Annotated in this window: 15 protein-coding genes; 4 read left to right on the forward strand and 11 right to left on the reverse strand. The window is 71.7% G+C overall.

Annotation, left to right across the window (positions count from 1 at the left end; genetic code table 11):
• The first annotated feature begins 598 nt into the window (after positions 1 to 598).
• The 3 genes from M8I34_RS39035 to M8I34_RS39045 all read left to right on the forward strand — a co-directional run bounded on the left by M8I34_RS39035 (position 599) and on the right by M8I34_RS39045 (position 4,695).
• Complete coding sequence (locus M8I34_RS39035; protein WP_244418913.1) at positions 599 to 1,921, forward strand: PhoH family protein; 1,323 nt, start codon at positions 599 to 601, stop codon at positions 1,919 to 1,921.
• A 403-nt stretch (positions 1,922 to 2,324) separates the two neighbouring features.
• On the forward strand, positions 2,325 to 3,026 hold the full coding sequence (locus M8I34_RS39040; protein WP_250057848.1) for a transglycosylase SLT domain-containing protein: 702 nt from the start codon (positions 2,325 to 2,327) through the stop codon (positions 3,024 to 3,026).
• Positions 3,027 to 3,153: 127 nt separating this feature from the next.
• Positions 3,154 to 4,695: an AI-2E family transporter gene (locus tag M8I34_RS39045; protein ID WP_250057849.1), complete on the forward strand. Its 1,542-nt coding sequence runs from the start codon at positions 3,154 to 3,156 to the stop codon at positions 4,693 to 4,695.
• An 82-nt stretch (positions 4,696 to 4,777) separates the two neighbouring features.
• Here M8I34_RS39045 and M8I34_RS39050 read toward each other — a convergent pair whose 3' ends face one another.
• Both M8I34_RS39050 and M8I34_RS39055 read right to left on the reverse strand, forming a co-directional pair.
• Positions 4,778 to 5,311, reverse strand: a complete 534-nt coding sequence (locus M8I34_RS39050; protein ID WP_030084287.1) for an alkyl hydroperoxide reductase — start codon at positions 5,309 to 5,311, stop codon at positions 4,778 to 4,780.
• A gap of 32 nt (positions 5,312 to 5,343) precedes the next feature.
• Positions 5,344 to 5,898 (reverse strand): peroxiredoxin, encoded by a 555-nt coding sequence (locus tag M8I34_RS39055; protein ID WP_030084285.1) that lies wholly within the window; start codon positions 5,896 to 5,898, stop codon positions 5,344 to 5,346.
• Positions 5,899 to 6,030: 132 nt separating this feature from the next.
• Here M8I34_RS39055 and M8I34_RS39060 point away from each other — a divergent pair, with 132 nt between their 5' ends.
• Positions 6,031 to 6,990, forward strand: coding sequence for a LysR substrate-binding domain-containing protein (locus M8I34_RS39060; protein ID WP_250057850.1), 960 nt, complete (start codon positions 6,031 to 6,033; stop codon positions 6,988 to 6,990).
• Between the two features lie 3 nt (positions 6,991 to 6,993).
• On the opposite strand, the gene M8I34_RS39065 is transcribed toward M8I34_RS39060, so the two are convergent.
• From M8I34_RS39065 to M8I34_RS39105, 9 genes are all read right to left on the reverse strand, one after another.
• Positions 6,994 to 7,590 (reverse strand): Uma2 family endonuclease, encoded by a 597-nt coding sequence (locus M8I34_RS39065; RefSeq protein WP_250057851.1) that lies wholly within the window; start codon positions 7,588 to 7,590, stop codon positions 6,994 to 6,996.
• Positions 7,591 to 7,692: 102 nt separating this feature from the next.
• Complete coding sequence (locus tag M8I34_RS39070) at positions 7,693 to 8,292, reverse strand: dihydrofolate reductase family protein (protein WP_244418907.1); 600 nt, start codon at positions 8,290 to 8,292, stop codon at positions 7,693 to 7,695.
• 57 nt (positions 8,293 to 8,349) lie between these two features.
• Complete coding sequence (locus tag M8I34_RS39075; RefSeq protein ID WP_250057852.1) at positions 8,350 to 10,749, reverse strand: FtsX-like permease family protein; 2,400 nt, start codon at positions 10,747 to 10,749, stop codon at positions 8,350 to 8,352.
• Positions 10,750 to 10,757: 8 nt separating this feature from the next.
• Entirely contained in the window at positions 10,758 to 13,184 is a 2,427-nt protein-coding gene (locus tag M8I34_RS39080) for an FtsX-like permease family protein (protein ID WP_250057853.1), read from the reverse strand.
• Entirely contained in the window at positions 13,181 to 13,870 is a 690-nt protein-coding gene (locus M8I34_RS39085) for an ABC transporter ATP-binding protein (protein WP_244418904.1), read from the reverse strand. The genes M8I34_RS39080 and M8I34_RS39085 overlap by 4 nt, the downstream gene beginning before the upstream one ends.
• Complete coding sequence (locus M8I34_RS39090; protein WP_250057854.1) at positions 13,867 to 14,391, reverse strand: PadR family transcriptional regulator; 525 nt, start codon at positions 14,389 to 14,391, stop codon at positions 13,867 to 13,869. The genes M8I34_RS39085 and M8I34_RS39090 overlap by 4 nt, the downstream gene beginning before the upstream one ends.
• Positions 14,392 to 14,509: 118 nt before the next feature.
• Positions 14,510 to 16,558 (reverse strand): ABC transporter permease, encoded by a 2,049-nt coding sequence (locus tag M8I34_RS39095; protein WP_250057855.1) that lies wholly within the window; start codon positions 16,556 to 16,558, stop codon positions 14,510 to 14,512.
• 165 nt (positions 16,559 to 16,723) lie between these two features.
• Entirely contained in the window at positions 16,724 to 16,987 is a 264-nt protein-coding gene (locus tag M8I34_RS39100; protein ID WP_030981430.1) for a hypothetical protein, read from the reverse strand.
• A complete protein-coding gene (locus tag M8I34_RS39105; protein WP_250057856.1) occupies positions 16,984 to 17,955 on the reverse strand; it encodes an SPFH domain-containing protein in 972 nt (323 codons plus the stop codon). The genes M8I34_RS39100 and M8I34_RS39105 overlap by 4 nt, the downstream gene beginning before the upstream one ends.
• Positions 17,956 to 18,077 lie beyond the last annotated feature (122 nt).

An 18,077-nucleotide genomic window follows, 5' to 3' on the forward strand; every position in this document is an offset into this window, starting at 1 on the left:
GCCCCGCCCTCCGGGCGGACGACGGGACTTTGCGGACACGCCCTAGGCCCCCCGCCCCGTACCCCCAGGCGAGTTAGTTACGCCCCGTACACCCGTTACCTCCCCTGAAGTCCTTGACGTCCCCTGTGTCGCGGGGCGTCGGCAGGCCCCGCCGGCTCATGTGCCGCTGGCGGGGCCTCTTCTGACGCGGCATCCCCTCGCGTACCACTTTGGCGCCGCCGTCGCTCGGCGAGCACACGTAACCCAAGGTTCATCGGCCGTGCGTCATATGCCGTGGCATGGCTACGGGGGTTCGAGGGAATATCCCTTCCAGGTCGGCGTCCGGAACAAGCCATCGGGCGCCGCATCTCAGCGGACGGCATGGGGCCGTCCGCCCGGGAGGCCCTTTGCACATCACGGAGGTCCGTGCGCACCGCACGGTCGACGCGGAGGGCCGGCGTTCGGCCCGCGCATTGTGGTCCGAGCCCGGTCCGGTCACTAGATGGCCGGGGGTCCTGGGGACGCCGCCCAGCGGTAGCTGGGAAAGCGGTGGCCCCGGGAGAACACCGCCCCGCGACGCCGTCGCACCCCAACCTCATTCGAGGGGGTTCGTCCACCCGTGGTGAACATCAAGCAGCGCCGTGAGCACGACCGGCGCACTTATGTACTCGACACCAGTGTCCTGCTGGCGGATCCAGGAGCCATGGCCCGCTTCGACGAGCACGAAGTCGTGCTGCCGGTCGTGGTGGTCACGGAACTGGAGGCCAAACGGCACCACCCCGAGCTCGGCTACTTCGCACGGCAGGCGCTGCGCCTGCTGGACGAGTACCGGGTGCAGTTCGGGCGGCTGGACTCGCCCATCCCCATCGGGGATCTCGGCGGGTCGCTCCGGGTCGAACTGAACCACTCCGACCCCGGGATCCTGCCCGCCGGCTTCCGGCTCGGCGACAACGACTCGCGGATCCTCGCGGTGGCGCGCAATCTCCAGGCCGAGGGGTACGACGTCACGGTCGTCTCCAAGGATCTGCCGCTGCGCATCAAGGCGTCCTCGGTCGGGCTGCTGGCCGAGGAGTACCGCGCCGAGCTGGCGATCACCGATTCCGGCTGGACGGGGATGGCCGAGCTGACCCTCTCCGCCGAACAGATCGACGGCCTGTTCGCCGCCGAGACCATGCACGTACCGGAAGTCTCCGAACTTCCGGTACATACCGGACTTGTGCTCCAGTCCGAGCGCGGCAAGGCGCTGGGCCGGGTCACCGCGGACGGCGCGGTCCGGCTGGTGCGGGGTGACCGGGAGGTCTTCGGGATCCACGGCCGCAGCGCCGAGCAGCGGATCGCGCTGGACCTGCTGCTCGACCCGGACGTCGGCATCGTCTCGATGGGCGGCCGGGCCGGTACGGGCAAGTCGGCGCTGGCGCTGTGTGCGGGCCTGGAGGCCGTATTGGAGCGCCGGCAGCACCGCAAGGTGATGGTGTTCCGCCCGCTGTATGCAGTCGGCGGGCAGGAGCTGGGCTATCTGCCGGGCAGCGAGGCGGAGAAGATGAGCCCCTGGGCCCAGGCCGTCTTCGACACGCTGTCCGCGGTGACCACCAAGGACGTCATCGAAGAGGTGGTGGGGCGCGGCATGTTGGAGGTGCTGCCGCTGACCCATATCCGCGGGCGGTCGCTGCACGATGCGTTCGTCATCGTGGACGAGGCCCAGTCGCTGGAGCGGAACGTCCTTTTGACGGTTCTGTCCCGTATCGGCGCCAACTCCCGGGTCGTGCTGACGCATGACGTCGCGCAGCGCGACAACCTCCGGGTCGGGCGGTACGACGGCGTGGTCGCGGTGGTCGAGAAGCTGAAGGGGCACCCGTTGTTCGCCCACGTCACGCTCAACCGTTCCGAGCGTTCGCCGATCGCGGCGCTGGTGACCGAAATGCTGGAGGAAGGCCGGATCTGACCGGTTGTGAACACGGCGCCGCCCGGCAAAGCGAAGGAGCTTAGCCGGGCGGCGTTGTGCTGCGAGTGGATATCCGAAAATCATTTGCCGTAAACGAGGTGTGAGCTTTCACACCCAGTGGGGAATTGCCTCCCGGCGTCCTGGTCGGGCAGAGTCTGGGTCCTGTCAGGCCCCGCATACGGCATCAGGCACCCCCAGCGGTGCGTAGAACCAACGAACTTCATAGCGATGCGCCGTATGCCGCCCGAGCACCACGCGGACCCCGAGGGGGACGTACCGGGCCAGTGCCTCCCGTGACCAGTCGGACCCGCCGCAACAGGGCCCGGAACAAGGGGAGGTCAGCGTCAGGGGCACGATTGCGCCCGCGAGGTCACCTATGCGGGCGGTGCTGGAAGGAAAACGTGTGAGCCGGATCTCGGTCCGGGGATTCGCCGTGGCATCCGCCACCGCGGTCACCACCGTCGGCGCCGTGGTCGGCGTCGCTGCGGGCAACGAGCCTGCCTCGGTCGGCAACACCGAGGCCGCAGCTGCCGACGCGACGATCGCCGACATCCCCGCGGGCGCACAGGCCCAGGTGCAGACGGCTTCCCTGACGCAGCAGGCGGACGACCAGTCCACCCAGGCGGACACGGCAGCGCTGAAGTCCGCTCAGGAGTCGGCTCGTAAGGCTGCTGCTGAGACCGCGCAGAGCAAGAAGCACGCGGCGGACGAGGCAAAGGCCAAGAAGGAAGCCGACGCGCGTGACAAGAAGGAGCTGGCCGCGTCCCGCTCCTCCTCGCGCGACCTGGGCGACCTCGTCGGCAAGAGCTCGTACACCATCGCCGAGACGAAGGCCATCGCGCAGCAGATGATGGCCGGCGACCAGTTCCAGTGCTTCAGCAACATCGTGGACCACGAGTCCGGCTGGAACTACAAGGCCACCAACGCCGGCTCCGGCGCCTACGGCCTCGTCCAGGCGCTGCCCGGCTCCAAGATGTCCTCCGCGGGCTCCGACTGGCAGACCAACCCGGCCACCCAGATCAAGTGGGGGCTGAACTACATGAACGAGCGCTACGACAGCCCCTGTGGTGCCTGGTCGTTCTGGCAGGCCAACAGCTGGTATTAAGCCCGCAGGCAGTACCACCGCACTTCCGAAACCCCCGAACGCGGCAGCGTCGGGGGTTTCGCGCGTCCGGCGCAGGTAACGTCGTGCCCGTCAGGTTGTGGCGCGTGGGAGGGGAAGAGGAAGGCACATGTCCAGATTGCCTCAGTGGGTCGGCGGCCTCGGTGCCGGTCTGACCCGGCTCTCGCAGCGGCTGGAGGAACAACGCCGCCGTGCGGAAGCCGCGGTGGAGGTCCCCCCTGGAGGGAGCCCGTCGGCCTCCTCGGGGGAGGCCGGTGACCCGGATGAGCTGAGGCGTGCCGGGCACGCGGACGCCCCGGCGGCCGTTGGCTCGGCAGACGACGCGACGGCGCGCGACGGTGCGGCGGGCACGCTCACCGTCCCCCGTACGCAACTGCCGGAAGCGACGGACGGGGTGCCGCACCCCGCCACGGAACTCCCCTCGCCGCCGCCCCCGTCCGCCGTACCGCCGGAGAACGTTCCCCCGCCGCCCTCCTACGCACCCGCCGTCGCGGCCCGCCCGGACCCGGTCGACGCGGTGCCGTGGGGCGTACGGGTCGCCGCCGAGGCGGGCTGGCGGCTGCTGGTGCTGGCCGCCACGCTCTGGGTGCTCGCCCGGGTCATCACCACCATCGAACTGGTCGTGCTGGCCTTCATCGCGGCGACGCTGATCACCGCGCTGCTCCAGCCGACGGTGGCGTGGCTGCGCCAGCGCGGGCTGCCGCGCGGGCCGTCCACCGCGCTGACCTTCATCGGCGGGTTCGTCGTCATGGGCCTGGTCGGATGGTTCGTGGTCTGGCAGGTGCAGGACAACATCGACTCGGTCTCCAGCCGGATCCAGGAGGGCATCACCGAGCTCAAGGGCTGGCTGCTGAAGAGCCCGTTCCATGTGACCGAGTCTCAGATCAACCACATCGCCAAGAACCTCCAGGACGCGGTCGGCGCCAACACCGAGGCGATCACCTCGGTCGGCCTGGAAGGCGTCACCGTCGTCCTCGAGGTGTTCACCGGCATCCTGCTGGCGATGTTCACCACGCTCTTCCTGCTCTACGACGGCCGGCGGATCTGGAACTGGCTGCTCAAGCTGGTCCCGGGCGCCGCCCGCGAGGGCGTGGCGGGCGCCGGGCCGCGGGCCTGGCGGACGCTGACCGCCTATGTGCGAGGCACGGTCGTCGTCGCCCTGATCGACGCCATCTTCATCGGTATCGGCCTCTACTTCCTCAATGTGCCGCTGGCCGTCCCGCTCGCCGTCTTCATCTTCCTGTTCGCCTTCATCCCGCTGGTCGGCGCGGTGGTCTCGGGCGCGCTGGCGTGTGTCATCGCCCTGGTCGCCAACGGGGTGTTCACGGCCCTGATGGTGCTGGCGGTCGTGCTGGCCGTCCAGCAGATCGAGGGCCACGTCCTCCAGCCGTTCATCCTGGGCCGGGCGGTCCGGGTCCATCCGCTGGCGGTGATCCTGTCGGTCGCCGCGGGCGGGCTGATCGCGGGCATCGGCGGTGCGGTCGTCGCGGTGCCCTTGGTGGCGGTCACCAACACGGTGGTCGGCTACCTCCGTTCGTACTCCAAGGAGCAGGCGCTGCGGATGTCGGTGGCCCCGCGCGGTGCCACCGCGATCTCGGTGGCACCGACCCCGCCCCGGGTGTCGCGCCGGACCGAGGAGCCCCCGGAGTAGTCCCACCGGCCCCTGGACACACAGAACCCCGCAGACGTCCTGTCTGCGGGGTTCTGTCGGTGTGCGTCGCGCGTGCCGTGAATTACTCGGCGAGCGCGGCCTCGGCGTCCAGAGTGGCGCCGACGGCCTGGAGGACCGACGCGATCTTGACGGCCTCCTGGATCGTCTCGCGGTCCACACCGGCCTTACGGAGCACCTGCTCGTGCGAGTCGAGGCACATACCGCAGCCGTTGATGGCCGAGACGGCCAGCGACCACAGCTCGAAGTCGACCTTGTCCACGCCCGGGTTGCCGATGACGTTCATCCGCAGACCGGCGCGCAGGTTGCCGTACTCCGGGTCCGACAGCAGGTGCCGGGTCCGGTAGAAGACGTTGTTCATCGCCATGATGGCGGCGGCCGACTTGGCGGCGGCGTAGGCCTCGGGGGAGAGGTTCGCCTTCGCCTCCGGCTCCAGCTCGCGCAGCACCTTCGGCGAGCGCGAGGCGATCGCGCAGGCGAGAACGGTGCCCCACAGCTGCTGCTGCGGGAGGTCGCTGTTGCCGATGACCGAGCCGAGGTTCAGCTTCAGGTCCTTGGCGTAGTCCGGTACGGCGGACTTGAGTTCGTCGAGAGCCATGTCAGATCAGCCTCCAGTTCGCTAGCGGAGAATTACTCGCCCGAGAGAAGCGCGACCGGGTCGAGGGTCTCGTCGCCCTTGGACCAGTTGCAGGGGCACAGCTCGTCGGTCTGAAGAGCGTCGAGGACCCGCAGGACCTCCTTGGGGTTACGGCCGACGGAACCGGCGGTCACCATGGTGAACTGGATCTCGTTGTTCTGGTCGACGATGAAGACGGCGCGCTGCGCGAAGCCGTCCTCGCCCTCGATGCCCAGGTCGCGCATGAGCTCGTGCTTCGAGTCGGCGAGCATGGGGAAGGGCAGGTCGGTCAGGTCCGGGTGGTCCTTGCGCCAGGCGTGGTGCACGAACTCGGAGTCGCCGGAGAAGCCGAGGACCTGGGCGTCACGGTCGGCGAACTCGTCGTTCAGCTTGCCGAAGGCGGCGATCTCGGTGGGGCACACGAAGGTGAAGTCCTTGGGCCACGCAAAGACGATCTTCCACTTGCCCTCGTAGGTCTTGTGGTTGATCTGCTCGAACTCCTGGCCCTGCTCCAGCGAAACGCAGGCGGTCAGGTCGAACTCGGGGAACTTGTCACCGACAGTGAGCACGTACTCTCCTTGTTGCGCAGAAAGTCCCTTTTGAGGACCTTCCTTGAGGCTTGGACGGGTTACACAGTGGCACAGCAGGCATTGATCAGGGAAATAGCTAGACTGGTTGATGTTGATCGGAGGTGGTTATCAGTGGCTTCACCGGCGAGTCAGGGCGGCAGACCCCGCCAGCCCAGCCTGGCCCAGCTGCGGGCGTTCGCGGCGGTGGCCGAGCATCTGCATTTCCGCGAGGCGGCGGCCGAGATCGGGATGAGCCAGCCCGCGCTGTCCGGGGCGGTCTCCGCGCTGGAGGAGACCCTCGGAGTGCAACTGCTGGAGCGTACGACGCGCAAGGTGCTGCTGTCGCCCGCGGGGGAGCGGCTGGCGGCCCGGGCCCGGACGGTCCTGGAGGCCGTCGGCGATCTGCTGGAGGAGGCGGAGGCGGCCCGCGCGCCGTTCACGGGTGTGCTGCGGCTCGGCGTCATCCCGACCGTCGCCCCGTATCTGCTGCCCGCCGTACTGCGGCTGGTCCATGAGACCTACCCCGACCTGGACCTCCAGGTGCACGAGGAACAGACCGCCTCCCTCCTGGAGGGCCTGTCGCACGGACGCCTCGACCTGCTCCTGCTCGCGGTGCCCCTGGGCGTCCCCCAGGTCACCGAACTCCCGCTCTTCGACGAGGACTTCGTGCTGGTCGCCCCCAAGGAGCACTGGCTCGGCGGCCGCGGCGACATCCCGCGCCAAGCGCTCCAGGAGCTGGACCTGCTGCTGCTCGACGAGGGCCACTGCCTGCGGGACCAGGCCCTGGACATCTGCCGGGAGGCCGGCCGGGACGAGAACACCCCCGTGACGACCAGCGCGGCGGGCCTGTCCACCCTGGTGCAGCTGGTGGCCGGCGGCCTCGGCGTCACCCTGCTGCCGCGCACCGCACTCCGCGTCGAGACCGGCCGCAACGACCAGCTCACGACCGGCTACTTCGCCGACCCGGCGCCTTCGCGGCGGATCGCCCTCGCCATGCGGACGGGCGCCGCCCGCCAGGAGGAGTTCGAGGAGTTCGCGGGCGCCCTGCGCGGGGCGCTGCGGGGGCTGCCGGTGCGGATGGCGCAGGGGTGAGGGTCAGGGGCGTCCCACCGCGAGGATCGCCTCTACATCGAGGGTGATCTCGGCTCCGAGGGAATCGGGGAGGACGACGCGTTGTCCGGGGGCGTGGACGCGGTGGCAGCGGTATTCATTGGCGAACGGGTCGGTCAGGACGTGGATGCGGTCCTTCTTGCGGTCGATGACCACATACATGGGGATCTGGGCGATCGCGTAGGCAGCGACCTTCTTCTTGAGGTCGTTGCCGTAGTTGGACGAGGTGACTTCGAGTACCAGTCGGAAGACGACCGGGTCGTAGCACCCCTCTTCCGTCAGGTGGTCCCGGTAGTCCGCGTCGACAACGGCGAGGTCCGGTACGGCGAAGTCATCGGGGCCGTCGGGAAGCCGGACACCGATGCCCTGGATGACCCTCGACTCCGTGCCGTGCAGGGACGCGAAGGTCACGAAGAGGTCGGACAGTGCGTCCCCGTGAGGGCCGTCCGGCGGTGGCGTCACGGTGAGCTCTCCCCCGATGATCTCGATGCGGTAGCCGGGGAGCTTCTCGGCGAGCCGCTCCGCTTCTTTGAGCAGCGCGGACTTGCCATCACAGGGGTGCTCGACCGCTGCGGCAGACATGGCGCCTCCTAGTGGCTGGTATCGAGAGCATCATCGTAGGCCGGGCAGGCTTGCGCGTCCCGTACCGCGATGTTCATCCATTCGAGAGTGTCATCGCCGTCCTCACGCCCCGGCCGCCCGGTCGTACGTCAGGAAGGCCGCGCCGCTCTGGAGGACCGTGTGCTCGGTGAGTTCCCAGGTGCGGGGGTCGAAGGGGGTGTCCCGGGAGAAGAGGGGGAGGCCGGTGCCGAGGGTGAGCGGGCTGAGCTTGAGGAGCAGCTGGTCGATCTCCGGGTAGAGCGCGCCGGCGAGGGCGCTGCCGCCCAGCAGCCAGATGTCCTTGCCGTCCGTGCGCTTCAGCTCGCGCACCTTCGCCACCGGGTCGGTGGCCACCAGCTCCACCGCCGGGTCCGGGCTCTGCTCCATGGTCCGGGAGAAGACGAGGTGGCGCAGGTGGGGGTAGGCGTCGGTGAGGCCGGCCCGGAGGCCGATCTCGTAGGTGCGGCGGCCTTCCAGGACGGTGTCGAAGCGGGTGCCCTCGTCCGTGATGCCCAGTGCCGACCGGGCGTGGACGGGGAGGAGCTCCGGGAGTTCGGCGGCCAGATGCTTGAGGTAGTCGTCGGCGATCGGCCAGAAGCCGTCCGGGCCGGTGGGGTCCGTGCCGTCAGGGCCGGCGAGGAAGCCGTCGAGGGTGGAAGCGATGCAGTAGACGAGCCGGCGCATGAAGGGTCCCCCTTGGGCAGTCGGTGGGCACTGCTGTGGCGAGATGATCTCGCAGATTCATTCCGCACGCAGCCCATCCGGGCGCATCAGGCGCCACAGCAGCGGCAGGGAGAGGACGGTGACGCCGAGGACGACGACCGCCGCGGTGCCGGTGAGGACGAGGATGCCCCACCAGTCGGCCTGCAAGGGGCGGTTGGCCATGTGGAGGAGCAGCGAGCCGAGGGCCAGTCCGCAGCCGAGCGCCAGCGCCAGGCCGAGGGCCACCGGGACGGCCGTCTGCCACAGGACCGAGCGGCCCAGCACGGCGCGCGGGGTGCCGAGGGCGTCCAGGGCGGACAATGCCCGGGCGCGGTCGCGGAGTTGTTCCAGGGCGGTGATCAGCAGCCCGCAGCCGGTCAGCAGCAGCACGGCGGCGGCGCAGGCGGTCAGGCCGTGGCGGGCGGCGTCGAGGGTGTCGATGTCGGTGATGCTGCCGGAGCCGAAGGTGGTGAAGTAGGTCTGCGGGGAGATCGCGGCGGCCGTGTTGCGGACGTATTCGATCGCGTCCGGGGTGTGCGGGTCGAGCCGTAGCAGGACGTTGACGCGGGGGTGGCGCAGCAGTGTGGGGGGCAGGGCCTCCGGGGTGGCGAGCAGGCAGGGGGTGAGGAAGGCGGGCCTGAGGCCGGAGGGCTTGGCGGGGGCGGGGCGGGCGGTGCGCGGTACGGACCAGAGGGCGGGGGCCCGGTGGTCGCTGCGGCTGCCGACCGGGTCGAGGGCCAGCCGTTCTCCCGGGCGCGGGTGGGAAGGGCCCTCGGGGTCCTTGACGAGGAAGACGCTGCCCCGGGAACAGGCGCCGATATCGGCGAGTTGGCGCAGGGTGGCGCAGTCGGCGACGGTCACCGGATACGGCTCGGGGTCGTCGCCCTCGCCGGGCGCGGTATGCGCCTGGGCCTGGTGGTGGCGGGCGGAGTCCGCGTAGCCGGAGACCATGGCGTGCGCGGCGCGGACGCCGACGGACGCGCGCAGCCGGGCGTGCATTTCCGGGGCACGGGCGGCGGGCACCGTGTCGTCGTGCGCTTCGACGACGGTCCATGCGGGGCCGCGTGGCTGCTCGTCGAGGTTCTGGGTGCCGGTCAGCAGCAGCTGTACGGCGAGGGCGCCGGCCACCGCGACGGTGATCCCGCTGACCGAACGGCCGGCCGCGGTGCTGCTCAACTGGAGTCGCCGCACCGCGAGGTGCCAGGACGGGCCGCCGGGGCCCGTGCCGTCCAGGCGGGACACCACGGCGCCCACCAGCCACGGCAGCAGCGCCGCCACGCCCAGCAGAAGCAGCGCGACACCGAGGATCACCTGGGCGTTGGCGGCGTCGCCGCCGCCCAGCCCGAAGACCGCCTGCGGCAGCAGCAGTGCCGCTCCGGCGGCCGGCAGCAGCAGCCGCCACCACAGCCGGCGGCGCGCCGGCGGAGCCGTGCGGGTGACGCCCAGCGGCTCGACGGTGACCCGCCGCATGGTGACCAGGGTGACGCCGACCGCACAGAGCGGGACGGCCAGCGCGACGCATCCGGCGAGCACGGCATCCGGCGCCACATCGGAAGGGAACACGCCGATTTCGAGCAGGGAGATGCCGGAGAGCGGAATCCGGGCGGCCAGGAAGATCGCGGCGCCGGTGAGCAGCCCGAACAGCGCACCGGCCAGCGCCTCGCCGGCGGCGATCCGCCGGGTGGTGGCCCGGTCGGCGCCGACCAGCCGCAGCGCGGCGAGCCGCTGGTCGCGGCGCTCGCCGCCGAAGCGCACCGCGGTCGCGATGAAGACGGCGACGGGAGCCAGCAGCGCGACACAGCTCACGATGATGACCAGCACCACCAGGGGACTTGCCCGGAACGGGTCCCCGCGGTCACCGAAGGCGGTGATCCGCTCGACGCCGTCGCCGGGCCGCCGCAGGTCGTCGCTGCCTCGGTAGAAGAGGAGTTCACCGCGGTACAGGAGCCCGGAGTCGCCGATCGTGGCGGTGATCCGCAGATGCGGGAAGCGCTTCTTGAGCAGTGCGCCCTCGGGGGCGGACAGCAGGTCCGACAGGGCGGGGGAGACGGCCATTTCGCCGGGCCCCGGCAGCCGGGACAGGCCCGGCGGTACGGGCGCGCGGGGCCCCTCGGCCGCCAGGATCCGGCCGTACACCGGCCGTTCGCGGTAGGTACTGCCGGACGGGGCGGTGAGCAGGGTCCGGTCCGAGGGCCCGGTCCCCTCCGCGGCGGGTACGACGGTGCGGGCCCGCTGCCGGTCCATGGCGGCGTTCCATATGTTCGGGACGGCCGTCGCCAGCAGCAGTACGGCGACGCCCAGGCCGACGCCGAGCGCGGTCAGCGCCGTACGGATCCAGCCCTCGCGGCCGCCGGTGACGGCGAACCGGGCGCCCATGGCGAGGTCGGCGGCCCAGCGGCGGACGGCCGCGCCCCGGGCCGGACGGGACGTACCGGGCATCGGCGCGCTCACTCCGTCCGCAGCCCGTCGGGCCGCATCATCCGCCACAGCGGCGGCAGGCTCAGCAGCGTCACCAAGAGGATCATTCCGCCGCCGATGCCGGTGATCCCCGCCACCACCGGCCAGTCGACCGTCACCGTGCTGTCGATCATCGTCAGCAGCAGCGCCCCCAGCGTCAGCCCGCAGCCCAGCGCCAGGCCCAGGCCGAGCGCGACCGGGAGGGCGGTCTGCCACAGCACCGACCAGGCCAGGGTGGCGCGGCGGGTGCCGTACGCGTCGAGGGTGGACAGCAGCCGGCGGCGCTCGTGGAGCTGCTCGACGGTGGAGATGATCAAGCCGGAGCCGATCAGCAGCAGGGTGAGGACGGCGCCGGCGAACAGGCCGTCGCGGACGCTGGAGTACTGCTCGTCATGCGGATTGTCGAGGGCGGAGGACTCGTTCATCGTCGGGTCGATATGGGCCACGGTGTTGCGGATGTGCTCCACGGCGTCCGGGGTGCCGCGATCGAAATCGATCTTGATCTCCGTGGTGGGGTGGCTGAACCGGCCGGTGTCGACCGCGGACGGCGTGGCCAGCAGGTCGTACGGGACGCGGTCGGGGCTGCGTCCGCGGTCGAGCAGCCGGACACTGCGGGCCGCGCCGGGGATCGTCCAGGGGTGTGGTGGCTGCGGATCTTCGCTGGCGTACGGGGGGTTGAGGCTGATCCGCGCCCCGGGCGCGAGGGCGGGGTCCCGGCGCGGGGCATCGGTGAGGAACACCTCGCCGTCCCGGCAGGAGCCCAGACGGGCCAGTTTGCGCAGCTCGGCGCAGTCGGCCACGGCGATCGTCGAGTTCGGTGCGCCGGCCGGGGCGGGCCCGGCGGACGGCAGCCGGCCGATATTCGCGTCGATCGCGCCGCGGACCGCCGTCACCCCCGGGGTGGCGCGCAGCGCGGTGAGTGCCCGCCGGGTCTGCGGCCAGCCCTCGGCGTTGCCCCACAGGCCGATCCGCGGGAGCTTGCCGGACTCCGCGTACGCCTGGGCGTAGCCGGCCTGCATACCGGTCATCAGCATATGGACGGCGATCGCGCCGGCCACCGCGACGGTGATGGCGCTGACCGCGCGGGTGGCCGATCCGCTGCTCAACTGGAGGCGGCGGACGGCGAGTTGCCAGGGGACGGGGCCGCCGCGCAGCCGGCCGACCACCGCGTCCACCAGCCAGGGCAGCAGGACGGTGACGCCGAACAGCAGCAGCATCGAGCCGGTCGCGAGCCGGAAGGTGTTGAGCGGGGTGTCGCGCCACGGCTGCGTCCGGGCCAGCGGCACCAGCAGCAGAGCGCCCACGGCGGGCAGCGTCACCCGCCACCACAGCCGGCGGCGGACCGTGGGCCGGTTGCGGACGATGCCCAGCGGCTCGACGGTGACGCCGCGCTGCGCGAACAGCGTCACCACGACCGCCGCCGTCGGCACGAGCACGGCGACCAGCGCCGCGGCGAGCGGGGCGGGAGCCACGTCCGAGGGGAAGACATTGACGCCCCACAGGGTGACCACCGAAGCCAACTGCCGGGCGCCCAGGAACAGCGCCCCGCCCGCCGGCAGCCCCAGCAGCGCACCGCACAGCACCTCACCGGAGGCGATCCGGCGGGTCGTCCGGACATCGGCGCCGACCAGCCGGAGCGCGGCCAGCCGGCGTTCCCGGCGCTCGTTGCCGAACCGTACGGAGGTGCCGATGAAGACCATCATGGGCGTCATCAGCGCCACACACGTCATGATCACGAGGAGTACGACGGGCGCCCGCATCGGCGGCGGTTGCCAGTTCTTGCCGAAATGGTCGATGCGATAGGCGTCGGGCGCCTTGAGCGTGGCGCGCTGCGCGAGGTAGGTGAGCTCCTGCGGGCCGCTCAGACCGTCGTCGCCGATCACACCGGCCACCTCGTAGTCCAGCCGGTCGCGCAGCAGCGCACCGTCGGGGGAGGCCAGCAGCTTTTTGAGGGCCGGGGAGACCAGCATCCGTCCGGGGCCGGGGAGATGGCCGATGCCCGGTGGCACGGGCGGATGGGCGCCGTCGGGGCGGACCAGGCGGCCGCGGATCGGCGTACCGCGGAAGGTGGTGTCGGCCGAGGTGTAGAGCACGGTGCGGTCGGAGGGCGGGGGAGCGTGGGTCTGGCCCAGGTTCTCGCGGGCCTTCTCCCGGCCGTGCCAGGAGTCCAGCAGCGGCGGTACCGACGAGCAGAGCAGCAGCACGGCCACGCCCAGGGCCACGCCGGCGGCGGTCAGTGCCGTACGGATCCAGCCCTCGCGGCCGCCGTCCGCCGCGAACCGCATCCCCATCGCGAGGTCACGGGCCCAGGCCGCGGGGCCGGTGCGCGCGGCGGCGAGCGGGCCCCGGGGCGCGGGAGCGGCCGGTGTGCCCTCGCCACCACGGCCGCGGCCGGTGCGCGAGCGCAGCAGGCTCATATCAAGCCCGCCAGCATGTCCTTCACTTTGCCGTCGCGGACGACGATCTCGCGGTCGGAGTAGGCGGCGACCCGGGCCTCGTGGGTGACCAGGACGACCGCGGCGTTGGTGTCGCGGGCGGCGTTGGTCAGCAGGGTCAGGACGCGTTCGCCGTTGAGCGAGTCCAGGGCGCCGGTGGGCTCGTCCGCGAAGATGACCCGCGGCCGGGTGGCGAGGGCGCGGGCGACCGCGATCCGCTGGCCCTGGCCGCCGGATATCTCGCCGGGCCGCTGCCCCTGCACCTTCTCGACCTCCAGCCGCTCCAGCCACTCGCGGGCCTGGCGCTCGGCCTCCTTGCGCTTGGTGCCGTTCAGCCGCAGCGGCAGGGCGACATTCTCCAGGGCGGTCAACTCCGGCACCAGCTGGCCGAATTGGAAGACGAAGCCGAAGTCGCTGCGGCGCAGGGCGCTGCGCTGGGCGTCGTTCAGCGCGGTGAGCGTGTGCGGGCCGTAGCGGACGGTGCCGGAGTCCGGGCTGATGATCCCGGCGAGGCAGTGCAGCAGGGTCGATTTGCCGGAGCCGGACGGGCCCATGACGGCGACGACCTCACCCGGGTGGATGGAGAACTCCGCGCCGTCCAGCGCCGGTGTCGCCCCGTAGGTCTTGTGCAGCCCCTCCGCCGCGAGCAGGGATCCCTCCGGCGTCATACGCGGACCGCCTCCGCCAGCTTGTCGAGCCGGGCGGCGGTCAGCTCCAGCCAGCGCAGATCGGCTTCGAGGTGGAAGAGGGCGTGGTCGCAGATCAGCTGGTCGGCGAGGTCGCCGGTGCGCTTGCGCTCGGTCAGCCCGCGCATCAGCCGCAGATGTTCGGCGCGCTGGGTGTCCAGCAGCTCTGCGGCGTTGCGGTCGGTCATCAGGGCCAGGACGATCTTGGTGTAGAGCGTCGACTGGAGGTACGGCTCGGGCTTCTCCGGGCGGGCCAGCCACTGGGCGACGTCCGTGATCCCGGCGTCCGTGATCGCATACCGCTTGCGCTCCGGGCCGGCGCCGGCCTCCACGGCGTCCACCTCGACCAGGCCGTTCTTCAGCAGCCGGGACATCGTGGAGTAGACCTGCCCGTAGTGCAGCGGACGGTCATGGCCGAAGTGTTCGTCGAAGGCCCGCTTGAGGTCGTAGCCATGGCGGGGGCCGGACTCCAGGAGGCCCAGCAGCGTATGACCGATTGACATGCGGACCACCTTACTCGTGGGTGTGTTGCTGGTGTATACGCGTGCTGTATAGCGGCTGTGCAGGTGAGCCGGGCCCCGGCCGGGGCTTGGGGCGCGGGCGCCGGGGGCATCCCCGGGCTCACTCCGTACGCAGTCCGTCCGGGCGCATCAGCCGCCACAGCGGCGGCAGGCTCAGCAGGGTGACGACCAGGACCAGGGCGGCACCGGCCCCCGTCATCGGCCAGATCACCGACCAGTCGGGGGAGGACTTGCCGACCAGGTGCAGCAGGGTGAGCCCCAGCCCGCAGCCGCCCACGACGGCGAGCCCCAGCCCGAGGGCCACCGGAACGGCGGTCTGCCACAGGACCGACCAGCCCAGGTCGGCGCGGCGGGTGCCGAACGCCACCAGGACCGCCAGCAGCCGGCGGCGCTCGCGCAGTTGCTCCAGCGTGGAGACCAGCATGCTCGCCGCGATCAGCGCCATGGTCACCGTCGAGGCGACCAGCAGCCCGGTGCGCACGCTGGTGAACTGGCTGTCCTGCTCGGCGCGGTGCGGGCCGATCACGTCCGCCGCCGGATCGAGGCGGGCCGCGGTGTTGCGGGCGTACTCGGCCGCGTCCGGGACCCGGGGATCGAGCGTGAGCGTCGCCATGGCCAGGGGACCGGCGAGGTCCGGCACGGGCAGTGCCGAGGGGGACAGCACCGCGGTGACGCCGCGGACCCCCTTGGTCGCCCGGAACGCCTCGGCCGTCTGCCGGCCCGTGGCCGCGTCCCGGGCCGGCAGCGTGACGGTGAGCCGGTCGGGCGTGCCGTCCTGCCCCGCCACCCGCACGAAGTCGTCCTGGACGGCGGCGAACAGCATCTGGAGCGCGATGGCACCGGCCACCGCGACGGTGATGCCGCTGACCGAGCGCGCCGCCGTACCGCTGCTCAACTGGAGGCGGCGGATGGCGAGTTGCCAGGGGACCGGGCCGCCGCGCAGCCTGGCCACCACCGCTTCCACCAGCCACGGCAGCAGCACGGTGATCCCGAAGAGCACCAGCAGCGCGCCGCCCGCGAGCAGCTCCGGGTGGAGCCGGGCGTCCGCCGGGGGCGGACCTGCCCGGCCGTTCAGCAGCAGCACCACCGCCCCGAGCACGGGCAGCGGCAGCCGCCACCACACCCGCCGGCGCCGGGGCGTGTGCTGCCGTACGACGCCCAGCGGTTCGATGGCGACACCGCGCAGCGCGACGAGGGTGACGAGGACCGCGGAGAGCGGCACGGCGAGCACGATCAGCGCGACGAGGGCGGGGTGCGGAGCGAGGTCGGAGGGGAAGGCGTTGACGTCCCAGAGGGTGATCCGCCCGATGAACCGGCGGGCGAGCAGGAACAGGCCCGCCCCCAGCAGCAGTCCGCCCAGCGCCCCGCACAGCGTCTCTCCCGCCGCCATCCGCCGGGTCATCCGGCGGTCGGCGCCCACCAGCCGCAGCGCGGCCATCCGGCGGTCGCGGTGCTCGCCGCCGAAGCGCACGGCGGTGGCGATGAGGACGACCACCGGCATCAGCAGCACCACACAGGCCACGACGACGATGACGCCGAGCGTGGGGTTCATCGGTGCGGTGGTCAGTGCGCCGCCGAAGTGGCTGATGCGATGCACCTCTCCGGAGGCGGTGAGGCTGTCGTCGCCCGCGTAGTAGGTCAGTTCGCCCGGGCCGGCCAGGCCCGGGGCGGCGATGGTGCCCACCACGGTGCGGCCGAGCCGTTCGTACAGCAGAGCGCCGCCCGGTGTGGCGAGCAGCTCCCCGAGCGCGGGCGAGACCACCATCTCGCCGGCCCGCGGCAGGGTGTGGACCCCGGGCGGGCGGACGGGGGAGCGGCCGTCGGGCCGCAGCAGCGTGCCGTGGACGCCGACGCCGCGGAACTCCGTGTCGCTGTAGCGGTACAGCAGGGTGCCGGCGCCGGGCCGGGTCCCCTTCTCCGTGTTCAGGTCGATGAGCCGGGCTTCGCGGCGTTCCTGCCGGCTTTCCATGAGGTGCGGGACCGAGGCGGCGCCGAGCAGCAGCGTCACCCCGAGCCCGACGCCGACGGCCGTCAGGAGCGTACGGACCCAGCCCTCCCGGCCGCCGTCGACGGCGAAGCGGGCACCCATGGCGAGGTCACGGGCCCAGGCGGCGGCGCCACGGGGGTGCGTGGTGGCGGCGGGACTCATGGGCGGGCCTCGGGGGGTGCGGGCAGGGGCGCCGCCCCGTGGGACCTGCGGGCGTGCCGGGCCAGGGTCATGCCGCGCACTCTACAGGAGGTCTATACGCACCATGTATAGACTGAGTGTGTAGCCGTGTGCCGGCCGTGCTCCAGTCGACTCTCCGGTCGCGCTCTAGTCGTCCTTCTGTTCCTTCGGCGGCCGCCCCCGCCGCGGAATCGCGCCCGCTCCCCGGGGCAGCCGGCCCGCCTCGGACAGCGCCTTGCGGAGCAGGAACTCGATCTGTGCGTTGGCGCTGCGCAGCTCGTCGTCGGCCCACCGGGCCAGCGCGTCGTGGATCAACGGGTCCAGCCGCAGCAGCACCTGCTTGCGCTGCTGCGGCCGTCGCGCGGGGGCCCGCTCGCGCTCGGCGCCGGGCCCCTCGGGTTCGGTGCTCACTGGTAGAGGGAGCCCGTGTTCAGGACCGGCTGGGCGGCCCGGTCGCCGCACAGCACCACCATCAGATTGCTGACCATGGCCGCCTTCCGCTCCTCGTCCAGCTCGACGATGCCCTGCTGGCTGATCCGGTCCAGCGCCTGCTCGACCATGCCGACCGCGCCCTCGACGATCTGCTGGCGGGCCGCGACCACCGCGCCGGCCTGCTGCCGCTGAAGCATCGCGGAGGCGATCTCGGGGGCGTAGGCGAGGTGGCTGAAGCGGGACTCGATGATCCGTACACCGGCGGCCTGGACCCGTGCGGTCAGTTCGAGGGCGAGCTTCTCGGTGATCTCCTCGGCGTTGCCGCGCAGCGAGAGGGCGTTCTCGTCGTGGGCGTCATAGGGGTACTCGATCGCGATGTGCCGGACGGCCGCCTCGGTCTGGGTGGCGACGAACTCCAGGAAGTCGTCGACCTCGAAGAGCGCCTGGGCGGTGTCCTCGACCTTCCAGACCACGATCGAGGCCAGCTCGATCGGGTTGCCGTAGGCGTCGTTGACCTTGAGGACCGCGGTCTCGTGGTTGCGCACCCGGGTGGAGATCTTCCGGGCGCTGGTGAGCGGGTTGACCCAGCGCAGACCGTCGGTGCGGATGGTGCCGACGTACCGCCCGAAGAGCTGGATGACCCGGGCCTCGCCGGGCGCGACCATCTTCACGCCGGTCATGCAGAAGAAGGAGCCGAGCAGCAGCAGGACGCCGGCGATGATCATCGGCACTCCGGCTGCCTTGTCGCCGCCGTCGCCGAGTATGCCGCCGACGATGATCACGGCGATGCCCAGCGCCACCCCGAGCACGCTCAGCAGCAGGGCGAGGCCGCCCGGAATGCTGTGTGCCGGGACCTCGCGGACCTGTGGGCGGGGCATCTCGGGAGCGTCCACGGCGAGGTCTTCGCCGGGGCCGGTGCTCTGGTCGGCCGGTGTCTGATCGGACATGGGATCCCCGTTTCTCCCCGTACGGCACGTGATGTCGGCCGCAATGGGTGATGTCTCTGGTCTAGCAAACTGCTATCACTTTAAGCCTGCTGCGACGGGGTGTCCAGTGCTCGTGCAAGGGT

Origin of the sequence: Streptomyces sp. MCA2 (assembly GCF_023544705.1) — a bacterium.
GTDB lineage: Bacteria > Actinomycetota > Actinomycetes > Streptomycetales > Streptomycetaceae > Streptomyces > Streptomyces decoyicus.

What these genes read in the sequence shown, in the direction of transcription:
- M8I34_RS39105 (WP_250057856.1), bottom strand. Translation starts at nt 17,955, where the DNA reads ATGTCCGATCAGACACCGGCCGACCAGAGCACCGGCCCCGGCGAAGAC.
- M8I34_RS39080 (WP_250057853.1), bottom strand. Translation starts at nt 13,184, where the DNA reads ATGAGCCTGCTGCGCTCGCGCACCGGCCGCGGCCGTGGTGGCGAGGGC.
- M8I34_RS39075 (WP_250057852.1), bottom strand. Translation starts at nt 10,749, where the DNA reads ATGCCCGGTACGTCCCGTCCGGCCCGGGGCGCGGCCGTCCGCCGCTGG.
- M8I34_RS39095 (WP_250057855.1), bottom strand. Translation starts at nt 16,558, where the DNA reads ATGAGTCCCGCCGCCACCACGCACCCCCGTGGCGCCGCCGCCTGGGCC.
- M8I34_RS39045 (WP_250057849.1), top strand. Translation starts at nt 3,154, where the DNA reads ATGTCCAGATTGCCTCAGTGGGTCGGCGGCCTCGGTGCCGGTCTGACC.
- M8I34_RS39070 (WP_244418907.1), bottom strand. Translation starts at nt 8,292, where the DNA reads ATGCGCCGGCTCGTCTACTGCATCGCTTCCACCCTCGACGGCTTCCTC.
- M8I34_RS39085 (WP_244418904.1), bottom strand. Translation starts at nt 13,870, where the DNA reads ATGACGCCGGAGGGATCCCTGCTCGCGGCGGAGGGGCTGCACAAGACC.
- M8I34_RS39090 (WP_250057854.1), bottom strand. Translation starts at nt 14,391, where the DNA reads ATGTCAATCGGTCATACGCTGCTGGGCCTCCTGGAGTCCGGCCCCCGC.
- M8I34_RS39050 (WP_030084287.1), bottom strand. Translation starts at nt 5,311, where the DNA reads ATGGCTCTCGACGAACTCAAGTCCGCCGTACCGGACTACGCCAAGGAC.
- M8I34_RS39065 (WP_250057851.1), bottom strand. Translation starts at nt 7,590, where the DNA reads ATGTCTGCCGCAGCGGTCGAGCACCCCTGTGATGGCAAGTCCGCGCTG.